The sequence below is a fragment of the Tahibacter aquaticus genome, from assembly GCF_004363655.1.
Classification (GTDB): Bacteria; Pseudomonadota; Gammaproteobacteria; order Xanthomonadales; family Rhodanobacteraceae; genus Tahibacter; species Tahibacter aquaticus.
In genome coordinates, this window is the sequence record NZ_SNZH01000005.1 from 124,750 (window position 1) to 141,746 (window position 16,997).

Consider the following 16,997-nt stretch of genomic DNA (forward strand, 5'->3'; position numbering starts at 1 on the left):
AGGACCGACGCCAACTGCACGCTGACCCTGGCCATGACGCCGACCGGCGGCCAGGACCTGGCGCTGGAACTGTTCCAGACCCAGTGTTCCAGCAGCCTGGCCGACTGCGGCTGCGTCAGCGACGCAGGCGTGGCCAACAGCACGGAGACGATCTCGCTGACCGCCGTTGCCGGCACGCAGTACTTCGTCGTGGTCGACGGCTATTCCGCTGCCGCCACACCGCCGGGCCCGTCGGGTCCGTTCAACCTGGCCATCTCCGGCACGGGTTGCAATCTGACGCCGGTGCAGTTGCAGAGCTTTGGTATCGACTGATTGCTGCTTTGTTATTCGCTTTATGCAAAAGCCCGGCCTCGTGCCGGGCTTTTTCTTGGCCGGATGATCACTAGCCGGCAAGCGCGTTACAACGTGCGCAGTCGACAACGAGAGTTGCCCAATTGCAGTGCGGACGCTACATCGACCTGAACCGGGTTGGCGCATGAATCGATGCTGGCGCCACAGAGATTCATTCCTAGCGGTTACGTCTATCCGAGCAATCCAACTGCCTGTCGATCACGATAGACGCCCGCTTCTCTGCAAGCTCAAGCATCCCATCGGTCATCAGTTGGCTGTACTCATTCAGCCACCTCGGGAAAGTGGGGTGAACATCCGGCCCCTGGTTGCGCGAGAGGCTCACCTTGGTCCAGGCATAAGCTTCCATGAGGGCAATCGGCGACTTAGTGCGGAGGGCTTCGTCCCGATAATCCAGCTTAGCCGCCCCACGGCATCCTTTTAGCGACGACGAGAGGAAGGCCAGCGCGACCAGTCGCTCCCGCTCGGTCTTGGCCTCTTTCAGCAAAATCTTCCCTGCTTCACGCTCTGCATCGTCAATACCCAATGCCGAGGCGGCGAGAAAGTAGTCCAGCGCTCGCGGGTCACCACGCAATTGGTAGGAGAGGCCAGCGTTGTACAGATAGGCGCCGCCGCCGCGATAAATCGCGCAGGCCATGTAGAGATCGCCAAGTTCCTTCTTGCCTTCGTTCAGCAGCAGACCAGCTTTCTCATACGCCGCCTGCGGATCAACTGCATCCACTACACGAGCGTCGTTGCACGCATTTTTGTTGAACAATTCTTCGACTTCACTGGCACCCAGTAACGGGGGCGAGAAGACCATAAAAATAAATATTATAATCAAAAGGCACTTTTTCATATTTCCCCCCTGACTAACCGGCTAGTTCCCGCCGACAGTGGACCAGAATACTCGACTCTCGAGCCCGTTGGACTTCTTATCAAAGTTAAATCTCGGGAAATAAATCCATGCAGCCTTTCCCTGCGTGGCTACGCCGAACGCTGTTAGTCCCGTTGGACGAGTAATCGGAACTGTTCGGTACGCATGCCCAGGCGCTTGCGCTGGTCGGCGTTGGGTTCTTCGGCGGCGTCGTAAGGCCCTTGGATCTCCGCGACCAGCAGCAGACGCGTCGGGTCGTACTCAACGCTCGCGCGGCACCTCACCGTGCCGGCTCCGGAGCGGATGCTGTCGACGGTAGCGATCGACAACCGTCCGAGTCGCTGTCGTTCGGTGCCATCTGTACCGGCACCGGCATGGGCCCCGACCAGGCCTTCTCGATCAAGACCGACGCCAACTGCACGCTGACCCTGGCCATGACGCCGACCGGCGGCCAGGACCTGGCGCTGGAACTGTTCCAGACCCAGTGTTCCAGCAGCCTGGCCGACTGCGGCTGCGTCAGCGACGCAGGCGTGGCCAACAGCACCGAGACGATCTCGCTGACGGCCGTTGCCGGCACGCAGTACTTCGTCGTGGTCGACGGCTATTCCGCTGCCGCCACACCGCCGGGCCCGTCGGGTCCGTTCAACCTGGCCATCTCCGGCACGGGTTGTAATCTGACGCCGGTGCAGTTGCAGAGCTTTGGTATCGACTGATTGCTGCTCTGTTATTCGCTTTATGCAAAAGCCCGGCCTCGTGCCGGGCTTTTTCTTGGCCGGATGATCACTAGCCGGCAAGCGCGATACAACGTGCGCAGTCGACAACGAGAGTTGCCCAATTGCAGTGCGGACGCTACATCGACCTGAACCGGGTTGGCGCATGAATCGATGCTGGCGCCACAGAGATTCATTCCTAGCGGTTACGTCTATCCGAGCAATCCAGCTGCCTGTCGATCACGATAGACGCCCGCTTCTCTGCAAGCTCAAGCATCCCATCGGTCATCAGTTGGCTGTACTCATTCAGCCACCTCGGGAAAGTGGGGTGAACATCCGGCCCCTGGTTGCGCGAGAGGCTCACCTTGGTCCAGGCATAAGCTTCCATGAGGGCAATCGGCGACTTAGTGCGGAGGGCTTCGTCCCGATAATCCAGCTTAGCCGCCCCACGGCATCCTTTAAGCGACGACGAAAGGAAGGCCAGCGCGATCATTCGCTCCCGCTCGGTCTTGGCCTCTTTCAGCAAAATCTTCCCTGCTTCACGCTCTGCATTGTCAATCCCCAATGCCGAGGCGGCGAGAAAGTAGTCCAGCGCTCGCGGGTCACCCCGCAATTGGTAGGAGAGGCCAGCGTTGTACAGATAGGCGCCGCCGCCGCGGTAAATCGCGCAGGCCATGTAGAGATCGCCAAGCTCCTTCTTACCTTCGTTCAGCAGCAGACCAGCTTTCTCATAGGTCGCCTGCGGATCAGCCGCGTAGACTACGCGTGCATCATTGCAAGCGTTGTTCTCAAACAGTGCTTCGACTCCACTGGCGCCAGATATTGGAGGTGAGAATGCGGCGAGCGAGAATATTGCCAATAGAAGGTATTTGTTCATGCCTCCTCCCAGAGAACCAACTTTTTTAGTTCCCACCCACTGTGGACCACAACACGCGGCTGTCAAGACCGTTGAATTTCTATCAAAATCGAAGCTCGGGAAGTATATCCACGAAGATTTTCCTTGCGTGGCAAGCCCGAATGCGGTCAATCCCGTTGGTCCAGTAAAAGGAATTGTGAAGCCACACGCAGGCAACTCTTTGTATAGCTGCTTGATGAACCTCGACGTACCTGCTCCGCACCCAAGAATGAGTACTTATTCGTCATTCTGCAAGTTGTTGGAAATAGGGCTCTATATCCGAAATTCGGGTAAGGGTGATAACTCGTTCGCGGAACAGTTGAAAGAGGCGTTAGCGGTGACAATCCCGTACTCGCCACGGAAGATCTAGCAACGCTTTCGACCGATGGAATAGGCGAAACCGTTATCGATCAAAATGGTGACTGGATGGCCAATGCTGGCGAACCTTCGGGTAGTTGGAGGGAATTCTGATGCTGACCGCTGTTTTTGAGTTGCTAATTCTGGCGAGTACCGCCGCTTGTCCAGTGCCGATGCCTCGCTGTGAAGATCCCCGTCCTGTCGGCAGTCGCGATCCCCAAATGCTCTATCCATGCTTGGTTGACGGGACTGTTCGTAGGCAGTACGAAGAAAAGGCTCGTGCCGGAGTGGGGCAGCATGATGTGCGTTTGTGGAAATATTATTTGGAAGATCAGAAGAACGAGGGAGAGGCAATGCAGTGGCTGAATATGGCGGCCACTCGCGACCATCCGGACTCTCAGTATACTTTCGGCGCGATCTTGTTTCGGAGGGCTGGCGATTCCGGTTCATGCGACGAGGCTCTGGCATGGATGACAAGAGCTGCCGAGGCAAGTGGGGAGTTCGCGGGATTTCTAGGTAACTTTTATCGAGATACCCTGAAAAATCGAACGGATGCCCTACGCTGGTTTCAGCGTGGCGCACAGTTGGGAAGTGAAGCCGCGTTGGAACATGCGATTGCGTTGATGGTAAAGATGGACGACATGCAGCAAGCATGCGCATGGTATCGAGCCGCCCGTCAGGCAAATCTCATGGAAGAGGAAGACAAGCGGCTGGAGGGGCACTGTTCCGTGAAGTCCGCAATCGATGCCACCCTGTTGAAGTCTCTAGAGAAGGGCGCTCATCTACGTGATGAGGCCCGTGACCTGGTAGCAAGCTGTTTTCCCTCTGGTTGAGCGCATGGTTAGGCGGGCTCGCCACAGCTACTCGCCCGAATGCCGCTCCGGAGCAGCAGAAATCGCTTCCGTTGGACAAAAAGTCGCAACGACCCGGTCGAACGTCTTTCCGGGGTAGTAGAAACCGCTTCGGTTGAACAAAAAAGTCGTAACGACCCGGTCGAAAGTCCTTCCGGGGCAGTGGAAACCGCTTCCGTTGGACAAAAAAGTCGCAACCACCCAGTCGAAAGTCCTTCCGGGGTAGTGGAAACCGCTTCGGTTGAACAAAAAAGTCGCAACCACCCGGTCGAAAGTCCTTCCGGGGCAGTGGAAACCGCTTCCGTTGGACAAAAAGGTCGCAACGACCCCGTCGAAAGTCCTTCCGACCCGGTCACGTGCGGCGCGGTACGGAAAATTCAGTGCGCCGGCACCGTGGCGTGCAACACCGCCGCCAATTCCGCATCCGCATCTACCGCCTGCTGCAAGGCCGGCTTGGCGGCCAGTGCCTGGCGCAGGTGCTCGCCGGCGCGCGGCTTGTCCTGCGCCAGCCAGGCCAGGGCCAGCGACAGGTGCGCTTCCGCATACGCTTCCTGCCCGGGCTTGGCCCGCGCCAGCCAGTCTTCCGCGGCAGCGCGGTCGCCGCTGTCGGCCAGTTGCACGGCCAGCACAGCGGCTAGAACAAAAGTGTCTTTCTGCACCTGTTCGAGTTGTTTCAATGTGGCAATGGCCGCCGCGGTGCGGCCGTTGCGCAGCTGCGCCCGGGCCAGGTTCTCGCGCAGGTTGGCCGCCTCGGGCGCCAGTTCCACGGCCTGTTCGTAGGCGGCGATGGCTGCATCGGGTTTGCCGCCCAGCAGCAGGGACGAGCCCAGGTTGGACCAGGCCACCGAACGTCGCGGCTGGCGCCGGGTGACTTCGGCCCAGGCATCGGCTGCCGCGCTGTACTGGCCGGACCGCAGCAAGGCGTCGGCCAGCTGGTAGCGCGTTTCCGGGTTGTCCGGGTCGAGGTCGCTGGCGCGCTGCAGTTCGGCAATGCCTTCTGCCGCCCGGCGCAGGCCGAACAGCAGCGAGCCCAGGCGCAGCCGCGCCACGCGGTTGTCGGGGTGCTGCTGCAGGATGGCGCGCAGGCGCTGTTCGGCGTCGGCCCAGCGGCGTTCGTCCAGGGCCTCCTGGGCTTTCAGCACGTCGGTGTGTTCGGCCAGGCCGTCGCGCGGGTCGATGTCGTTGCGCCAACGGCTGGGCTGCAGCGGTGCGCCGGCACTGAGATAGCCCAGGCTGCGCAGGCGCGCGATGGCGGCGGCGGAAATCGCGTCGTTCGCAGCGGGCGGCGCCGGTTCGGGCACTTGCGCCAGCAGGCTTTCCAGGCGTGCGCCGGGGCCAGCTGCGGCCGCGTCGCTGCGCGGCGTGGCTTCCAGCGGCGTATCGCGCAGGTCGAACAGTTCGGCGCGCGCGCCCTGCACGCGCTTCCAGTCGCCTTCGCGCAGGGCGTGCAGCGGTGCCCAGCCGTAGGTGACGGCGCCGAAGTACGACTCGCTATAGGCCGGCGGCGGTTGCGGCGCGTGGCCCTGGCGCAGGGCGGGCGCGAGATCGATGCCGTCGAGGTTGGCGGTTGGCGGCGCGCCGACCAGGGAAAGCACGGTCGGCGCGATATCAACCGTGCGCACCGGCGTATCCAGGCGCTGCGGCGGCAGGCTGCCGGGGGCGTCGATCAGCAGCGGTACGCGCAAGGTGGACTGGAACAGCAGCAGGCCGTGGTCGTATTCGCCATGCTCGCCCAGGCCTTCGCCATGGTCGGAGGTGATCACGACGATGGTGTCCGGATGGCGCTGCCGTGCGGCGCGCACCAGTTCGCCCACCCAGTGGTCGGTATAGGCGACTTCGGCCAGGTATTCGCCGTGCGGCCCGTCCTGGGCGAAGGCGGCGGGCGCGCTGTAGGGCGTGTGCGGGTCGTACAGGTGTACCCAGACGAACCAGTTTGGCGCGGTGGTGGCCTGCAGCCAGTGCTGTGCGGCGCGCACGGTGTCTTCGGCACGGCGTTCCTGCAATGCGAACGGGTTGCCGCCGGGCGCCGCGGCGAACTGGTCGTCGTAGTGGTCGAAGCCCTGGTCGAAGCCGAATTGCCGGTGCAGCGGAAAACCACTGACGAACGCCGCGGTGCGGAAGCCCGCGGCGCGCAGCCAGCCGGCCAGGCCGGCCTGGCCCGGGGCGAGTACCTGGCCGTTGTCGCGGATGCCGTGGCGATAGGGAAACTGGCCGCCGAGGATGGAGGCATGGCTGGGACCGGTCAGCGGCACAGCCGTCACGGCCTGGCCGAACAGCACGCCTTGCGCGGCGAGGCGGTCGATTTCCGGCGTCGGCGCAGCGCCGCCCAGCGCGGACAAGGCGTCAGCGCGCAAGGTGTCGATGGTGATCAGCAGCACCGGTACCGGCGCCGGTGCGCGGGTGAACCAGGCCCAGGCGCCCGCGCCCAGCAGGACAACGGCCAGGCCGGCAACAACGAGCGAACGGCGCGCCGCGGTCGTCATTGCAGGCGCCAGCGCCACTTGCACAGCAGCGAGGCGGCCAGGGTCGCGGCAATGAACAAGGCTTCCCAGCCCGCCAGCCAGTTGGGCAGGTACGGCAGGAAACGCCGCGGCTGCTGGTCGACGTGCAGGGCGTCGAGCGGTCCGTCGGCCGGCAGCAAGGCACTGGCCTTGCCCAGCAGCCAGTCCCAGTGGCCCGGGCGCAGGCCCAGGCGTGGCGAGGTGGCGCCGATACGCGCCAGCTCGCGGCCGGAATCGTCGAGCAGGCGCAGGGTTTCGCCGGCCTGTGGCCAGGGCAGCCAGGCCACGCCGTCGGCATCCAGCGGCAGGTGGCCGGGCATCCAGCGCAGGCCCGGGGCGAGCGCGCCGGCCGGCTCTATCCAGACGCGCAGCGGCGTGTCGGGCACGGGCGGCACGGTATCGAAACGCTGCATCAGCCAGGTCCACATCAGAATCACCGGCAGGCCGGCCAGCAGCGACGGGCCCAGGCTCAGGCGCATCTGGCCCAGGGCCAGGCCGAGCTGGCGCCGCAGCAGCGGCCACAGGCCCGACGGCGGGCCGTCGTAGTCCATCAGCGCCGACTGCGCCGCCGCCAGTTCGCGGCGCAGGGCCAGCAGCCTGGCCTGCGGCGAGCAGCGCCGGTAGACCAGCATGCCGGCGACACCGGCCAGCAGGCCCCACAGCACGACGCGCAGGCCGTCGGGCACGGCATCGGGCATCACGCCGTCGATCACGCCGAACACCACGCCGGGCATCTCCAGCACGCCGATCATGGCGCCGGCCTAGCGGCGCGCAGCGCGGCGATCAGGCCGGCGATGTCGCCGATGCCGGCCACCGGCTGCGGCAGCGCGAACGAGGTGAACAGCACGCCGGGCACGGCTTGCGGCGCGATGCAGTGGTCGCCGCTCCAGAGCTGGCGGTTGTCCTGCAGCACCTGCGCCGGCACGGCGCCCAGCGAGGTCTGCCACGAAGCGCGATAGCCCGGCGCATAGCCGACCAGCAGGTCTGGCGCCTCGGTGCGCTGGGCGGCGGAATAGATTGCCTCGGCGTCGTCGACCTGCTGTACCGCGGCCACGCCGTCGGCGGGATCGCGCAGTTCGCCCAGGCGCTGGCGCAGCTCGGCCTTGAGCGCCGCCGCGTCGGCGGCGTCGACGATGCCCTCGGGCTCGCGCCCGCGCCGGTTCAGAAACAGGCCGTTGAGGCCGAGCGCATAGGCACGCGTGCGCGACCAGTCGACCGCGGCGAACAGCGGCTGCTCCGCATCGGCGCCAGGGCGCAGTGCCATGTAGCCCTGCTCCACCAGCCAGCGGTTCAGGTGCACTTCGCGGCGGAAGCCGGCGAAGCCATGGTCGGACAGCACGATCAACCGGTCCTGCGGCCCCAGCCGGCGCACCACTTCGCCCAGTACCCGGTCGGCTTCGCGGTAGATGTCGGCAATCGCCTGGCGCGCGGTCGCGCTGGCCGCGGCGTGCAGCGGATGGGCCGTGTCGATGCCGCGCCAGAACATATGGCTGACCCGGTCCGGCTGGACGAACACTTCGATCACCAGCTCGCTGTCGCGCCGGCCCAGCGCGTCGTAGAGCATGGCCTCGCCTTCGCGCAGCGTGGTCGCGACCATGGCCAGCCAGGCTTTTTCGTCGAGGTGGCCCTGGTTCAGTGCCCAGGTTTCTTCCGGCATGCCCAGGGTGTGGTAGTCGCCGATGCGCTGGGCCAGCTGCTGCGCATAGGCCGGCGGGGAACTCAACGGCAGGGCCGGTTCGTTGGGGTCGGCCTGCAGCGGTGCGAGGTACAGCAAGGGCCGCGGGAAGGCCTCGACCAGGTAGGCGCGAGTCATCCCGCCGATGGAACCAGCCAGTCCGGCGCTGAAGCGCAGGCGCAGCCAGCCCGACCACTGGCCGGTCTGCACGGTGACGGTATGGCCGTCCAGGGTCAGCTCGGCGCCGCCTTCGTGGGGCCGCAGCTGCAGCGGCACGCGCAGGCGGCGGCCGTCGACGTGTAGCGGGCTGGGCGGGCCTTCCAGTTCGGTCTGTACCGAGCCGTCTTCGCCGATCGGCGCCAGCAGCACGCGGCCGCCGTTGTCGGCATTGGGTACGGGCCGTGTCGCCAGCAAGGTATAGGTGCCCTGGGTGCCGAGCAGGTCGGGCACGCCCATGCCGGCCAGCATGTGCTGGATGGGATCGGGCGGATAGGTCACCGGCACGCGCAGCACGGTGGCGCGCTCGCCGGCTTCCTCGGCGGCCAGCCACAGCGGCTTGCCCTGGCGGCGCGTGCGCAGTTCGCCCGCGTCCAGCGCCAGGCGGTAGCCGAACAGCTCCAGGCTGTGCTGCGGCGGCAGCTGTTCGGCAATGCTGAAATCGGGTGCATAGCTGCCGGCGCCGCGGCGCAGGAAATCGAAAATGCCGTGCTGGCCGGGGTCGGTGCCGGTGGCGAAGCTGGCCCAGGCCACCGGCGACTGCGGCGGATTGCTGGTGGCCAGGCGCTGGTAATGGCCGCGCTCGCGCAGGGCGGCGAAGTGCGGCAGCTGGCCTTCGTCCATCCAGCGCTCGGCCAGTGCCGGATCGAAGCCGTCGAAGCCGATCACGACGGTGCGCTGCACGGCCGGCGCCGGCGGATCGCCGCTGCACGCGGCCAGCCCGGCCAGCGCCGCCAGCAGCACCGCGCCGCTGGCGCGGCGCACAGACGGCATCATGCCGGGTCTTTGCTGGACGCCGTCGCCGCAGCCGCCTGCTGCTGGCGGCGGCGCAGGCGCCGCCAGAACCAGCGCACCGGCCAGGCCAGCACGGCGATCAGGCTGATCACGATGCCGACCAGGATGGCCCACAGCGAACCAAAGAAACTCACGCCGGCGCCCGGGCCGATATAGGCACTGGCGGGCATTGCGACACACAGAAAAAGTAGCGCCAGGAACAATCGCATCTAGTGCTCGCCATACGCGGGAAGTCTGGCCGAGTCTAGCAAGGCTGTCGGATAGCTGAATACGCGAACGTATCCTTACACTGCCCTTCCTTCCCGGCCACGGCGCTGCATGTCCATCGACGACTATCCGCCTCCACCGCCCTGGCTGGACCGCTGTCTCGGCACGCTGCTGCAGCGCTGGCCTGGCCTGATGCGGCCGCTGTCGCGCCTGGAGACCGCCAGCGTCGCCGATGCCATTGCCACGACGCAGATCGAGGCGCCGGTGTATATCGCCGGCATGGCGCGCTCAGGCTCGACCGTGCTGCTGGAAATGCTGGCCGGCCTGCCCGGCTTCGTCTCGCTGCGCTACAGCGACTACCCGCTGCACTGGCTGCCGTACTGGTGGAATGCGCTGCGCCAGCGCCTGCCGCTGCCCCCTCCCGCGCTGGCCGAACGCGCCCACCGCGACCGCCTGCAGGTAGGGCCGCACAGCCCCGAGGCGTTCGAGGAAACCTTCTGGCAGGCGTTTTTCCCGGGCCGCCACGACGAGGCCCTCGACCAGCACCTGGGCCGCGCCGCCGCCGGCGGACCCTTCGCCGCTTTCTACCGCGACCAGTTGCGCAAGCTCCTGGCCGTGCGCCAGGGCCGGCGCTACCTGTGCAAGGGCAACTACAACATCGCGCGCCTGGCCTGCCTGCAGGCCCTGTTTGCCGATGCACGGTTCCTGGTGCCGGTGCGCGAACCGGTCGCCCAGGTCGCCTCGCTGCTCAAGCAGGACCGCTGGTTCTGCCGCTGGTCCGCCGCCGACCCGCGCATAGGCCGGCACCTCGCGCGCCTGGGCCATTACGAGTTCGGCCCGTTCAAGCGCGTGCAGCACTGCGGCGACGGCGCCGCGGCCCAGGCTATCCGCGCCGCCTGGGACAGCGGCGATACGGCGCTGGGCTATGCCCTGCAATGGAACCAGATCTACGCCGCCCTGCTGCGCCAGCTCGACGACGATGCGGCCTTGCAGCCGGCCTGCCTGATCGTCGGTTACGAAGCGCTGTGCGCAGACCCCGCCGCCGGCATTGCCCGTATCGCCGCGCATATCGGTCTCGATGCGGCCCAGGCCGCGGCCTTGACCGAATGCTGGGCGCCGCGCCTGAGCCTGCCGGCGTATTACGACGACGGCCTCGATGCGGCCGGGCGAGCGCGCATCGAGGCCATCACCGCAACCACCTGGGCGGCGCTGCAAAACCACATTGGCACTAGGTAAACCTGTACACAAAACACACCAGTGCCGCGCGCTGCCCCGCCATCACGGCCGCACGAACGGCTGCAGACCGTCGCAGAAAATGCCTTCGGCGCCAAACTGCAGGGCACAGGGGAAGAACGTGGTAATGGCATGCACGGCGCAGAAACTCTGCGCCGGATTGACCGCGCAGTTCTGCAGCAGGGCTGCCGCATTCGCCAGCGGCGCCTGCTCTACCGCAACGAGTACGTTGAGCGGACCCGGCGACGCCGCACCGGCGTGGGCGAATACGCGCAGGCTCAGGCTGCCGAGATGGAACGGCGCGGCACCGAGTCCGCTGCTGTTGCAGGTGACGATCTGCCCGCTGGCCAGGCTGCCCTGCGCCGTGCAGGTGGCATTGGGCAGGGAACTGTACAGGCCGAGGAATTCGATCTGCGGCGGCAGCCGGATATAAACGTAGCTGCTGCTCGATGACGCCTCGCCGATATTGCGATAGCCGACGACCAGCGGCCCCTGCTCCTGTCCCAGGGTATAGATTTGCGGCGAATGGCTGATGCCGTCGCTCACCAGTACGGCCACGCGCGGGATGCGCGTCGGCACCTGCAGGCGCGCACAGCCCTGCTGCAGCGGATTGGCGATGCAGTCGGCCGGCGCAGCCTGTACGTTGTTGCTGATCGCCGCATGCACGAACAGCGGCCCGGGCACGGCCACGTCATTGGCCACGTTCACGCGCAGGGAAATGAAGCCGGTCTGCGTGTCGTACATGTACGGCGTGGTGCAGCGCACATGACCGGCAGTCGCCTGGGCGGCGCAGGTCCAGCTGGGAAGGCCGGTATGCAGCCCGCCAAAGCCGAAACCCGTCGGCAGCCAGAAGTCCACCGTGACCGGCGTGTTCACCACGCTGTAGCCGCTGTTGCTGGTATCGAGCACCACGATGTTCTGCGTGCCGGCTTCGAACGGCGCGCCCGACCACACGGCCACCGGGCCGGCGGTGACCGTGCCGCCGCTCATACCCCAGCCGGTGATCGTCACGCGCGACGCCACATAGCTGGTGGCCGCGCTGACACAGCCGCTGTCGCTGGGGCTGGCCGTGCAAATGGGGTTCGGCGACAGCGGCAGCTGGGCATTCTGGACTGTGCCGACGAGGTTGACCGGCCCTGGCACAACACTGGGCGCAACCATGGCATTGATGCCCAAGGAGGACGATTGCGGCATCAGGAAATGCAGGTCGGTGTTGTAGGTGCAGGTGATGTCGCGCAGGTTCGCGCCGCCGGCGCTGCACTGCCAGGAACTGCCCTGGCTGCCGATGTAGTCCACGCCGGCCGGCAAGGTGGTGCGGAAGGTGAAGGGTGCCGTGTGCACAATGCCGTCGTTGCGGTCCTGCTTCTCGAAGGACACGCCGAAGGAATAGCTGGTGCCGGAATAGATCGGTGGCGTCGGCCACACATACAGCCGCAGGCCCGCGGCAGACACCGACGCGGCCTGACCCAGCAGCAACACGGCGGCAAGGCCGCGCAGGTACGAACGAAAGCGACAATGGCGCATTGGTGATTCCCCCGGGAATGCCGGCAAGCATCCCGGTTGCGCGGCTGGTATACATCCCCGCAAACAGGGGGGCGCGCCTGCGCGGCCAGCCTGCCTGCCCTGCCCTGCGGCGCTTGCGCGAGGCTGCGATCCGAGGCAACTTTGCCGCCGCTGGCGCCACGGCAAACGGCGCAACGGGGAGCAGGCATCGATGTCGGCGTTACTGCGGGGACTGGTCGTATCGCTGGCGCTGGCAGCACCTGCTGGCGCGCAGGAATGCAATTTTTCCGCAGGCCCGCCCGCCGACTGGCGCCGCATGGATACGCCGGCCATGTCGCTGTACCTGCCGCCCGACGCCTATGCCAAGGATATTTCCAGCGATCATTCGACCACGCACCGTTTCCTCGCCGACGGCGTGGATGTGCTGATCGACTACGGCCTGGCCAGCCAGCTGAAATTCGACGAATCCGGTGCAGTCAGCCGCCTGCTCGGCGGCAGCCCTGCCTCGGTGCTGACCGAAGTCGGCGACCGCGGCGGCGGACGCATCGGCGCCGGCTGGTCGCACCTGGGGCCGCAACAGCGACTGGCGGCCAGCCTGAGCATCCGCGTCGGCGATGCCGCGCACTGGGACGATGCCTGCCGCATCGCCGCCAGCGTGCGCCTGCTCGGCGACGTGAGCCAGCTCACGCTGCTGCGCATCGGCAAGACCGACGGCGGCCAGCGCTTCGCCGAGGTCGTAGGCAGCGACGCGCGCAAGCGCCGCCTGTTCGTCGGCGACTACGCCAGCCTCAACTGGGGCCGCATCAGTGCGATCGACAGCGCCGCCATCGTCATCACCGAGCTGCTGCGCGGCGACGACGGCGGCTATACACAACGGCAGACGCGCCTCGAACGCCAGCGCTGAGCAGCACCGCACCCTGCGTTATCTACCTATCCAGATTTCCAGTTTGCCGCGGCCAATGGCTGGTACGCGCACGACGCGGGCCGGTTCGGCGGCGACCGGGGCGTCCTTGTATTGCTTGCGCAGCTCAAGCTTCAAACCACGCAAACGCACCTCGGGCGCCGTGGCCACTTTTCTTGTTTCGCCGGGCAGGCGCAGGTCAGCCGCCAACAGTCGCGCCGCGGCTTCATCGGCCGGGTCGCCGTAACGTACCTCGTTGCCAGGCGGCGCCTCGGCCACGGCCTCCTCGCCGCGCACATTCCAGCCCAGGCCGCGCAAGGTGCTGCTGACCGATCTCGCACGGTCGCGCGTGATGCCCTTGAACTGCAGGTCGACCTGGTAGGCCGGCGGCAGATTCCAATTCAGCCGCGCCAGACTCGCCTCGACCTTGGCCCGGGTGGCCTCGCCCAGCGCGGGCTGGGTGCCGGGCCCGAGCTGCTTCAGCGCGAAGCGCCGCACGGTATCGCGCGTATCGCGCCACTCGGGCCGGTTCCAGTCCGTCGGAGCGACCTGGTCCAGTACCACCCAGGCGTTGAACAGGCCATTCGCGCCACGGCTGTCTGCCGCCCATTTGTCCAGCAAATCGGCGATGGAACGCACCAGGCTCAATTTCTGTTCGTCGGGCAGGTTGTCATTGCGCAGCAGGTTGACGAAACCTTCGGCGGTCACCTTGCGCAGATTCGCGTCCGCCGCATTGAGCAGCTCCACGCTGGCGCTGGCCGCGGCGCCGAAATTCGCCGCGGCGGTTGTCGGCGCCAGCTCGGGCGCAGACGCCGTGATCGCCGGCGCATGCAGTAACGCACCGAAATCCAGCCCAGTCAGGCGCTCGATGTCCTCGACCGGCCTGCGGTAGCGCTCCGGATCGAATTCCGCCGCCGCGTCCACGGCCTCGGGCGCCTGGGGAACCAGGAAGGCATCGACGACCAGGCGATTGCCGCTGTCCAGCGGCTGCGACACGGCGATCTTCCAATAGCTGCGCGGCAGCTTGAGCGCGCCGACGGTCGGATCGTCGTCGCGGAATACCGGCCCGGAAAAGATACTGACCCGGCTCGCGGTCTTGTTATGTTCGGTCAGCACCCAGCGCTCCAGCCTGGACCAGACCCGGCTGCGGAACACGGGCCACTGCGGCACCGCATTCGAGTACGTGTATACAATGGCATTCAGTTCGCGCGTGGCCTCGGCAGGGTCGTCGCTCAGCGCGCCCCACGCGACTTCCTGGCGCGAAACCAGCGGCACCGGCTGCAGGTTGCTGCCGCGGAATGCTTCGGCATCGTTCTGCGCCGCCGCATCGGCCAGATCGTCGGCGCGGAATTCGCCTTCGCCCTGGGGCAATACGCGCAATTGCTGCCGGTCCACGTTGCTGGCAGAAACCCGCGCCATGCGGCGCAGCGGCTGCATCACCAGGCTGAAATTGAAATAGTCCTGCACTCGCGTGTAGTCGGCGCGGGATACAGCCGCCACGCGCGGGAACGGCACAGCCAGGCCGATAAAATCCGGGTTGTAGCCATTGCGTTCCAGCGCGGCCGCCGGTGCCGCGACGCTGCCGCTGGCCTGTGCCGCGGCCCATACTTCCGCTGGCACGTCGGCACGATTGAGCACCGCGGCATTGCGCCGGATCGTCTGCAAGGCGCCATCCAGCAAGCGCTGCGTGCGCTCCAGCTCGCCCAGGCGCGACTGCGCCACCGTAGCCGACTCCAGCGCCTTGTTGCGCACCTCGTTGGTTGCCGCATATTGGCCGATCAGCGCCACCTGATCGACGCTGCGGCTGTTGATCAGGTACTGGGCGACATCGGCTTCGAATTTGCTCTGCACCGCCAGCAGGCCCTGGAATACGGCCTGATTCTGCCGCTGCATCACTTCCCGCCACAGCACCAGCAACAGCACGAAACCGCCGAGCAGCACGAGGGCGAGTACGCCGAAGAAGGCTTTTTTCTGTTGGTAACGCCGTGCCACCAGCTCGCGGCTGGCATCGACCAGCCGGCGGATGTCCGGGTCGACGTTGACGAAACGCTCGGCTTCGTCGAGCGCATCGCCACTGAGCAGATAGCCGTCGTTGCCCGAGGTCGTCCATTGCCGCGCCGTCGCGGCGAGGCGGATCTGCACGAAGGATTGGCCGTTTCCGGTGCCGGTGCCTGAGCCGGTTGCGGTGCTGGTTACAGTGCCAGTGCCAGTTCCGGTCGCGACGCCCGGACCGATCCGGGCAAAACTGCCGGTGTGCGTGCCGCTGGCCGCGGCCTCCAGAATGCCGTCCGTCATCGGCACAGCCGCTTGCTGCACGACGAATCCGCTGTCGGCCTCGGCCACCTCGGCCAGCGCGGCCAGGCGCGGCGGTGTCCAGCTCGCCGCATCCACTTCCGACAGGGCAATCAGTTCGGCGGCCCAGTAGTCGAGTATGCCCTGGGCGTTCTCGCGCTCTGTCGCATCGGCCATGCTGCGGCCGCTGGCAGCGACGGCCGCGACGAAGGCGTCGATACGCGCGATCTTGTCGGCGTCGCTACCGGTGGTGTCGCGCCGCAGCTGGCTATGCAGCTGGCGCATTTCGGCAAACGAAGCAAAGCCGCCGTAGGGCTGGTTGTCAGGCATTTTGCAGCTCCGTCAGTATCGACTGCAGTGGCGTTCCCAGCGCGACCAGCTCGCGGCATTCGTCCTTCAACGCACGGTCGACGAGATAAAAGCGAAAGCGCGCATCGCGCCGGTAGCCGTCGTAAAGACCGAACAGGCGCCGGCCTGCCACCGCCTGGCCGGCCGCCGCGTCGGTGCGCGCAGCCACGGCGAACAGTTCCTGGTCGATGTTCTCGGCCGCGCTGGCCAGCCCCAGCGACAGCTCGGCCTTGGGCTCGGCGTCGGTCAGGGTGCGGATCAGGCTGCGGGTGTTCGGCCAGTCGAGGGTGAAATCGTCGATGGCGCGGTCGTTGCCGTATTCGAAGCTGCGGTCGACCGCCCAGAGGCCGTCGTCGGCTTCCTGCCAGCGCGTATGTTCGACCACACGGGCGAGCAGCGCCCATTTCAGCGCCTGCAGCGAGCTGCTGGCGCCGCCGATGCCGCTGCCGCCCTGGACGCTTTCCACGCGCTTGAGCGCATCTTCCAGCTGGGCCAGCTGCAGGTCGCGCGCAATCAGGAAGATCTGCGAGTTGAGCCGGCTGGGTTCCTGCTCCACCACCCGGCGGACCATGTTCAGCGCCACCCGGGCGCGGTCGGAATCCTCCTTGTCGATGGCGCCGCGCAGGTCGCGCGCCGCGGCCTCCAGGCGGTCTATCCATTTCAGTTCGGTCGCCGCGCGCAGTTCGTCGTCGCGGGCCAGCCGTTGTGCCACCGGGCGCGAATCGACGCCGGTCTTGCGTACGTCGTCGACGAACTGGCGCAGCACGCCGCCGTCGTCGGCGCCGTCCTTGACATGCTTGGCTGCGGTGAACAAGGTGGAAAAGTTGCGCAGCTGCAGGTTATGCAGGCTGTCGTGCAGGTTTTTATACACTTCCAGCGCAGCCACGCTGACCGCAATGTCTTCGATCACGGCCCGCGACTGGCGCACCGTCTCGCGTATGCCGGCGTCGGCCAGGGCACCGTGGGTGCGCTGCAGCTGCGCCACGACCACGCCGACATTGGTCGCCACGCTCTGCGGCGCGGCGGCCAGTTCGGGCACCAGCCGCACGATCAGCCCGCGCAGCACCTCGCCGCTGCGCGCCGAGGCCAGCACATGGCCAAGGAAGATGCGGGTCATGCCGTGACGCTCGGTTTCCTCCAGGCAGTCGCGGGCGATGGTCCAGGGCTCGCGCCGGTCGGAACTCACGCCGTTGATGCGCGGTTCGCCGAAGCACAGCTGCATCACCAGGCCCAGGTCGTTGAAGGTGAAGTCGTTGCCCAGCGCCTTGGTCAGGCTTTCGAGCTTGTCGGCGGGAATCAGCGCCACGGC

General features: G+C 66.4%; 14 protein-coding genes. 5 read left to right on the forward strand and 9 right to left on the reverse strand.

The features are described from left to right. The coding region (locus DFR29_RS29095; RefSeq protein ID WP_166653987.1) for a hypothetical protein at positions 1-312 on the forward strand (312 nt) is incomplete at its 5' end. Between the two features lie 196 nt (positions 313-508). Here the strand turns inward: DFR29_RS29095 and DFR29_RS09775 are convergent. Then, the gene (locus DFR29_RS09775) at positions 509-1,186 is read right to left on the reverse strand and encodes a hypothetical protein (protein WP_133818409.1); all 678 of its coding nucleotides are present in this window, start codon (positions 1,184-1,186) and stop codon (positions 509-511) included. Positions 1,187-1,425: 239 nt separating this feature from the next. Between DFR29_RS09775 and DFR29_RS09780 the strand changes: the two genes are divergently transcribed. Beyond that, positions 1,426-1,917, forward strand: coding sequence for a hypothetical protein (locus DFR29_RS09780; RefSeq protein WP_133818410.1), 492 nt, complete (start codon positions 1,426-1,428; stop codon positions 1,915-1,917). 196 nt (positions 1,918-2,113) lie between these two features. Here DFR29_RS09780 and DFR29_RS09785 read toward each other — a convergent pair whose 3' ends face one another. Next, positions 2,114-2,791 (reverse strand): hypothetical protein, encoded by a 678-nt coding sequence (locus DFR29_RS09785; protein ID WP_133818411.1) that lies wholly within the window; start codon positions 2,789-2,791, stop codon positions 2,114-2,116. A 488-nt stretch (positions 2,792-3,279) separates the two neighbouring features. Here DFR29_RS09785 and DFR29_RS09790 point away from each other — a divergent pair, with 488 nt between their 5' ends. Then, positions 3,280-3,999, forward strand: coding sequence for a tetratricopeptide repeat protein (locus DFR29_RS09790; RefSeq protein WP_133818412.1), 720 nt, complete (start codon positions 3,280-3,282; stop codon positions 3,997-3,999). A gap of 395 nt (positions 4,000-4,394) precedes the next feature. Here the strand turns inward: DFR29_RS09790 and DFR29_RS09795 are convergent, their stop codons facing one another. Genes DFR29_RS09795 through DFR29_RS09810 form a run of 4 tightly spaced genes read right to left on the reverse strand, consistent with a single transcriptional unit; the run spans position 4,395 to position 9,413 of the window. Beyond that, positions 4,395-6,500 carry a sulfatase-like hydrolase/transferase gene (locus DFR29_RS09795; protein WP_133818413.1) on the reverse strand — a complete coding sequence of 702 codons (2,106 nt, stop codon included), beginning with the start codon at positions 6,498-6,500 and terminating at the stop codon, positions 4,395-4,397. After that, the gene (locus DFR29_RS09800) at positions 6,497-7,270 is read right to left on the reverse strand and encodes a hypothetical protein (RefSeq protein WP_133818414.1); all 774 of its coding nucleotides are present in this window, start codon (positions 7,268-7,270) and stop codon (positions 6,497-6,499) included. Before DFR29_RS09800 ends, DFR29_RS09795 begins: the two co-directional genes overlap by 4 nt. After that, entirely contained in the window at positions 7,267-9,186 is a 1,920-nt protein-coding gene (locus DFR29_RS09805) for an alkaline phosphatase family protein (RefSeq protein WP_133818415.1), read from the reverse strand. The genes DFR29_RS09800 and DFR29_RS09805 overlap by 4 nt, the downstream gene beginning before the upstream one ends. Beyond that, on the reverse strand, positions 9,183-9,413 hold the full coding sequence (locus DFR29_RS09810) for a hypothetical protein (RefSeq protein WP_133818416.1): 231 nt from the start codon (positions 9,411-9,413) through the stop codon (positions 9,183-9,185). Before DFR29_RS09810 ends, DFR29_RS09805 begins: the two co-directional genes overlap by 4 nt. A 109-nt stretch (positions 9,414-9,522) precedes the next feature. On the opposite strand from DFR29_RS09810, the gene DFR29_RS09815 reads away from it, so the two are divergent. Continuing rightward, a complete protein-coding gene (locus DFR29_RS09815) occupies positions 9,523-10,647 on the forward strand; it encodes a sulfotransferase (RefSeq protein ID WP_133818417.1) in 1,125 nt (374 codons plus the stop codon). Between the two features lie 42 nt (positions 10,648-10,689). On the opposite strand, the gene DFR29_RS09820 is transcribed toward DFR29_RS09815, so the two are convergent. Continuing rightward, entirely contained in the window at positions 10,690-12,168 is a 1,479-nt protein-coding gene (locus DFR29_RS09820; RefSeq protein WP_133818418.1) for a hypothetical protein, read from the reverse strand. 190 nt (positions 12,169-12,358) lie between these two features. Here DFR29_RS09820 and DFR29_RS09825 point away from each other — a divergent pair, with 190 nt between their 5' ends. Continuing rightward, positions 12,359-13,051 carry a pilus assembly protein PilP gene (locus tag DFR29_RS09825; RefSeq protein WP_133818419.1) on the forward strand — a complete coding sequence of 231 codons (693 nt, stop codon included), beginning with the start codon at positions 12,359-12,361 and terminating at the stop codon, positions 13,049-13,051. Positions 13,052-13,069: 18 nt separating this feature from the next. On the opposite strand, the gene DFR29_RS09830 is transcribed toward DFR29_RS09825, so the two are convergent. Together DFR29_RS09830 and DFR29_RS09835 are read right to left on the reverse strand one after the other, a co-directional pair. Further along, positions 13,070-15,670 carry a DNA/RNA non-specific endonuclease gene (locus tag DFR29_RS09830; protein WP_133818420.1) on the reverse strand — a complete coding sequence of 867 codons (2,601 nt, stop codon included), beginning with the start codon at positions 15,668-15,670 and terminating at the stop codon, positions 13,070-13,072. Further along, positions 15,663-16,994, reverse strand: a complete 1,332-nt coding sequence (locus DFR29_RS09835; RefSeq protein ID WP_133818421.1) for a hypothetical protein — start codon at positions 16,992-16,994, stop codon at positions 15,663-15,665. Before DFR29_RS09835 ends, DFR29_RS09830 begins: the two co-directional genes overlap by 8 nt. Positions 16,995-16,997 lie beyond the last annotated feature (3 nt).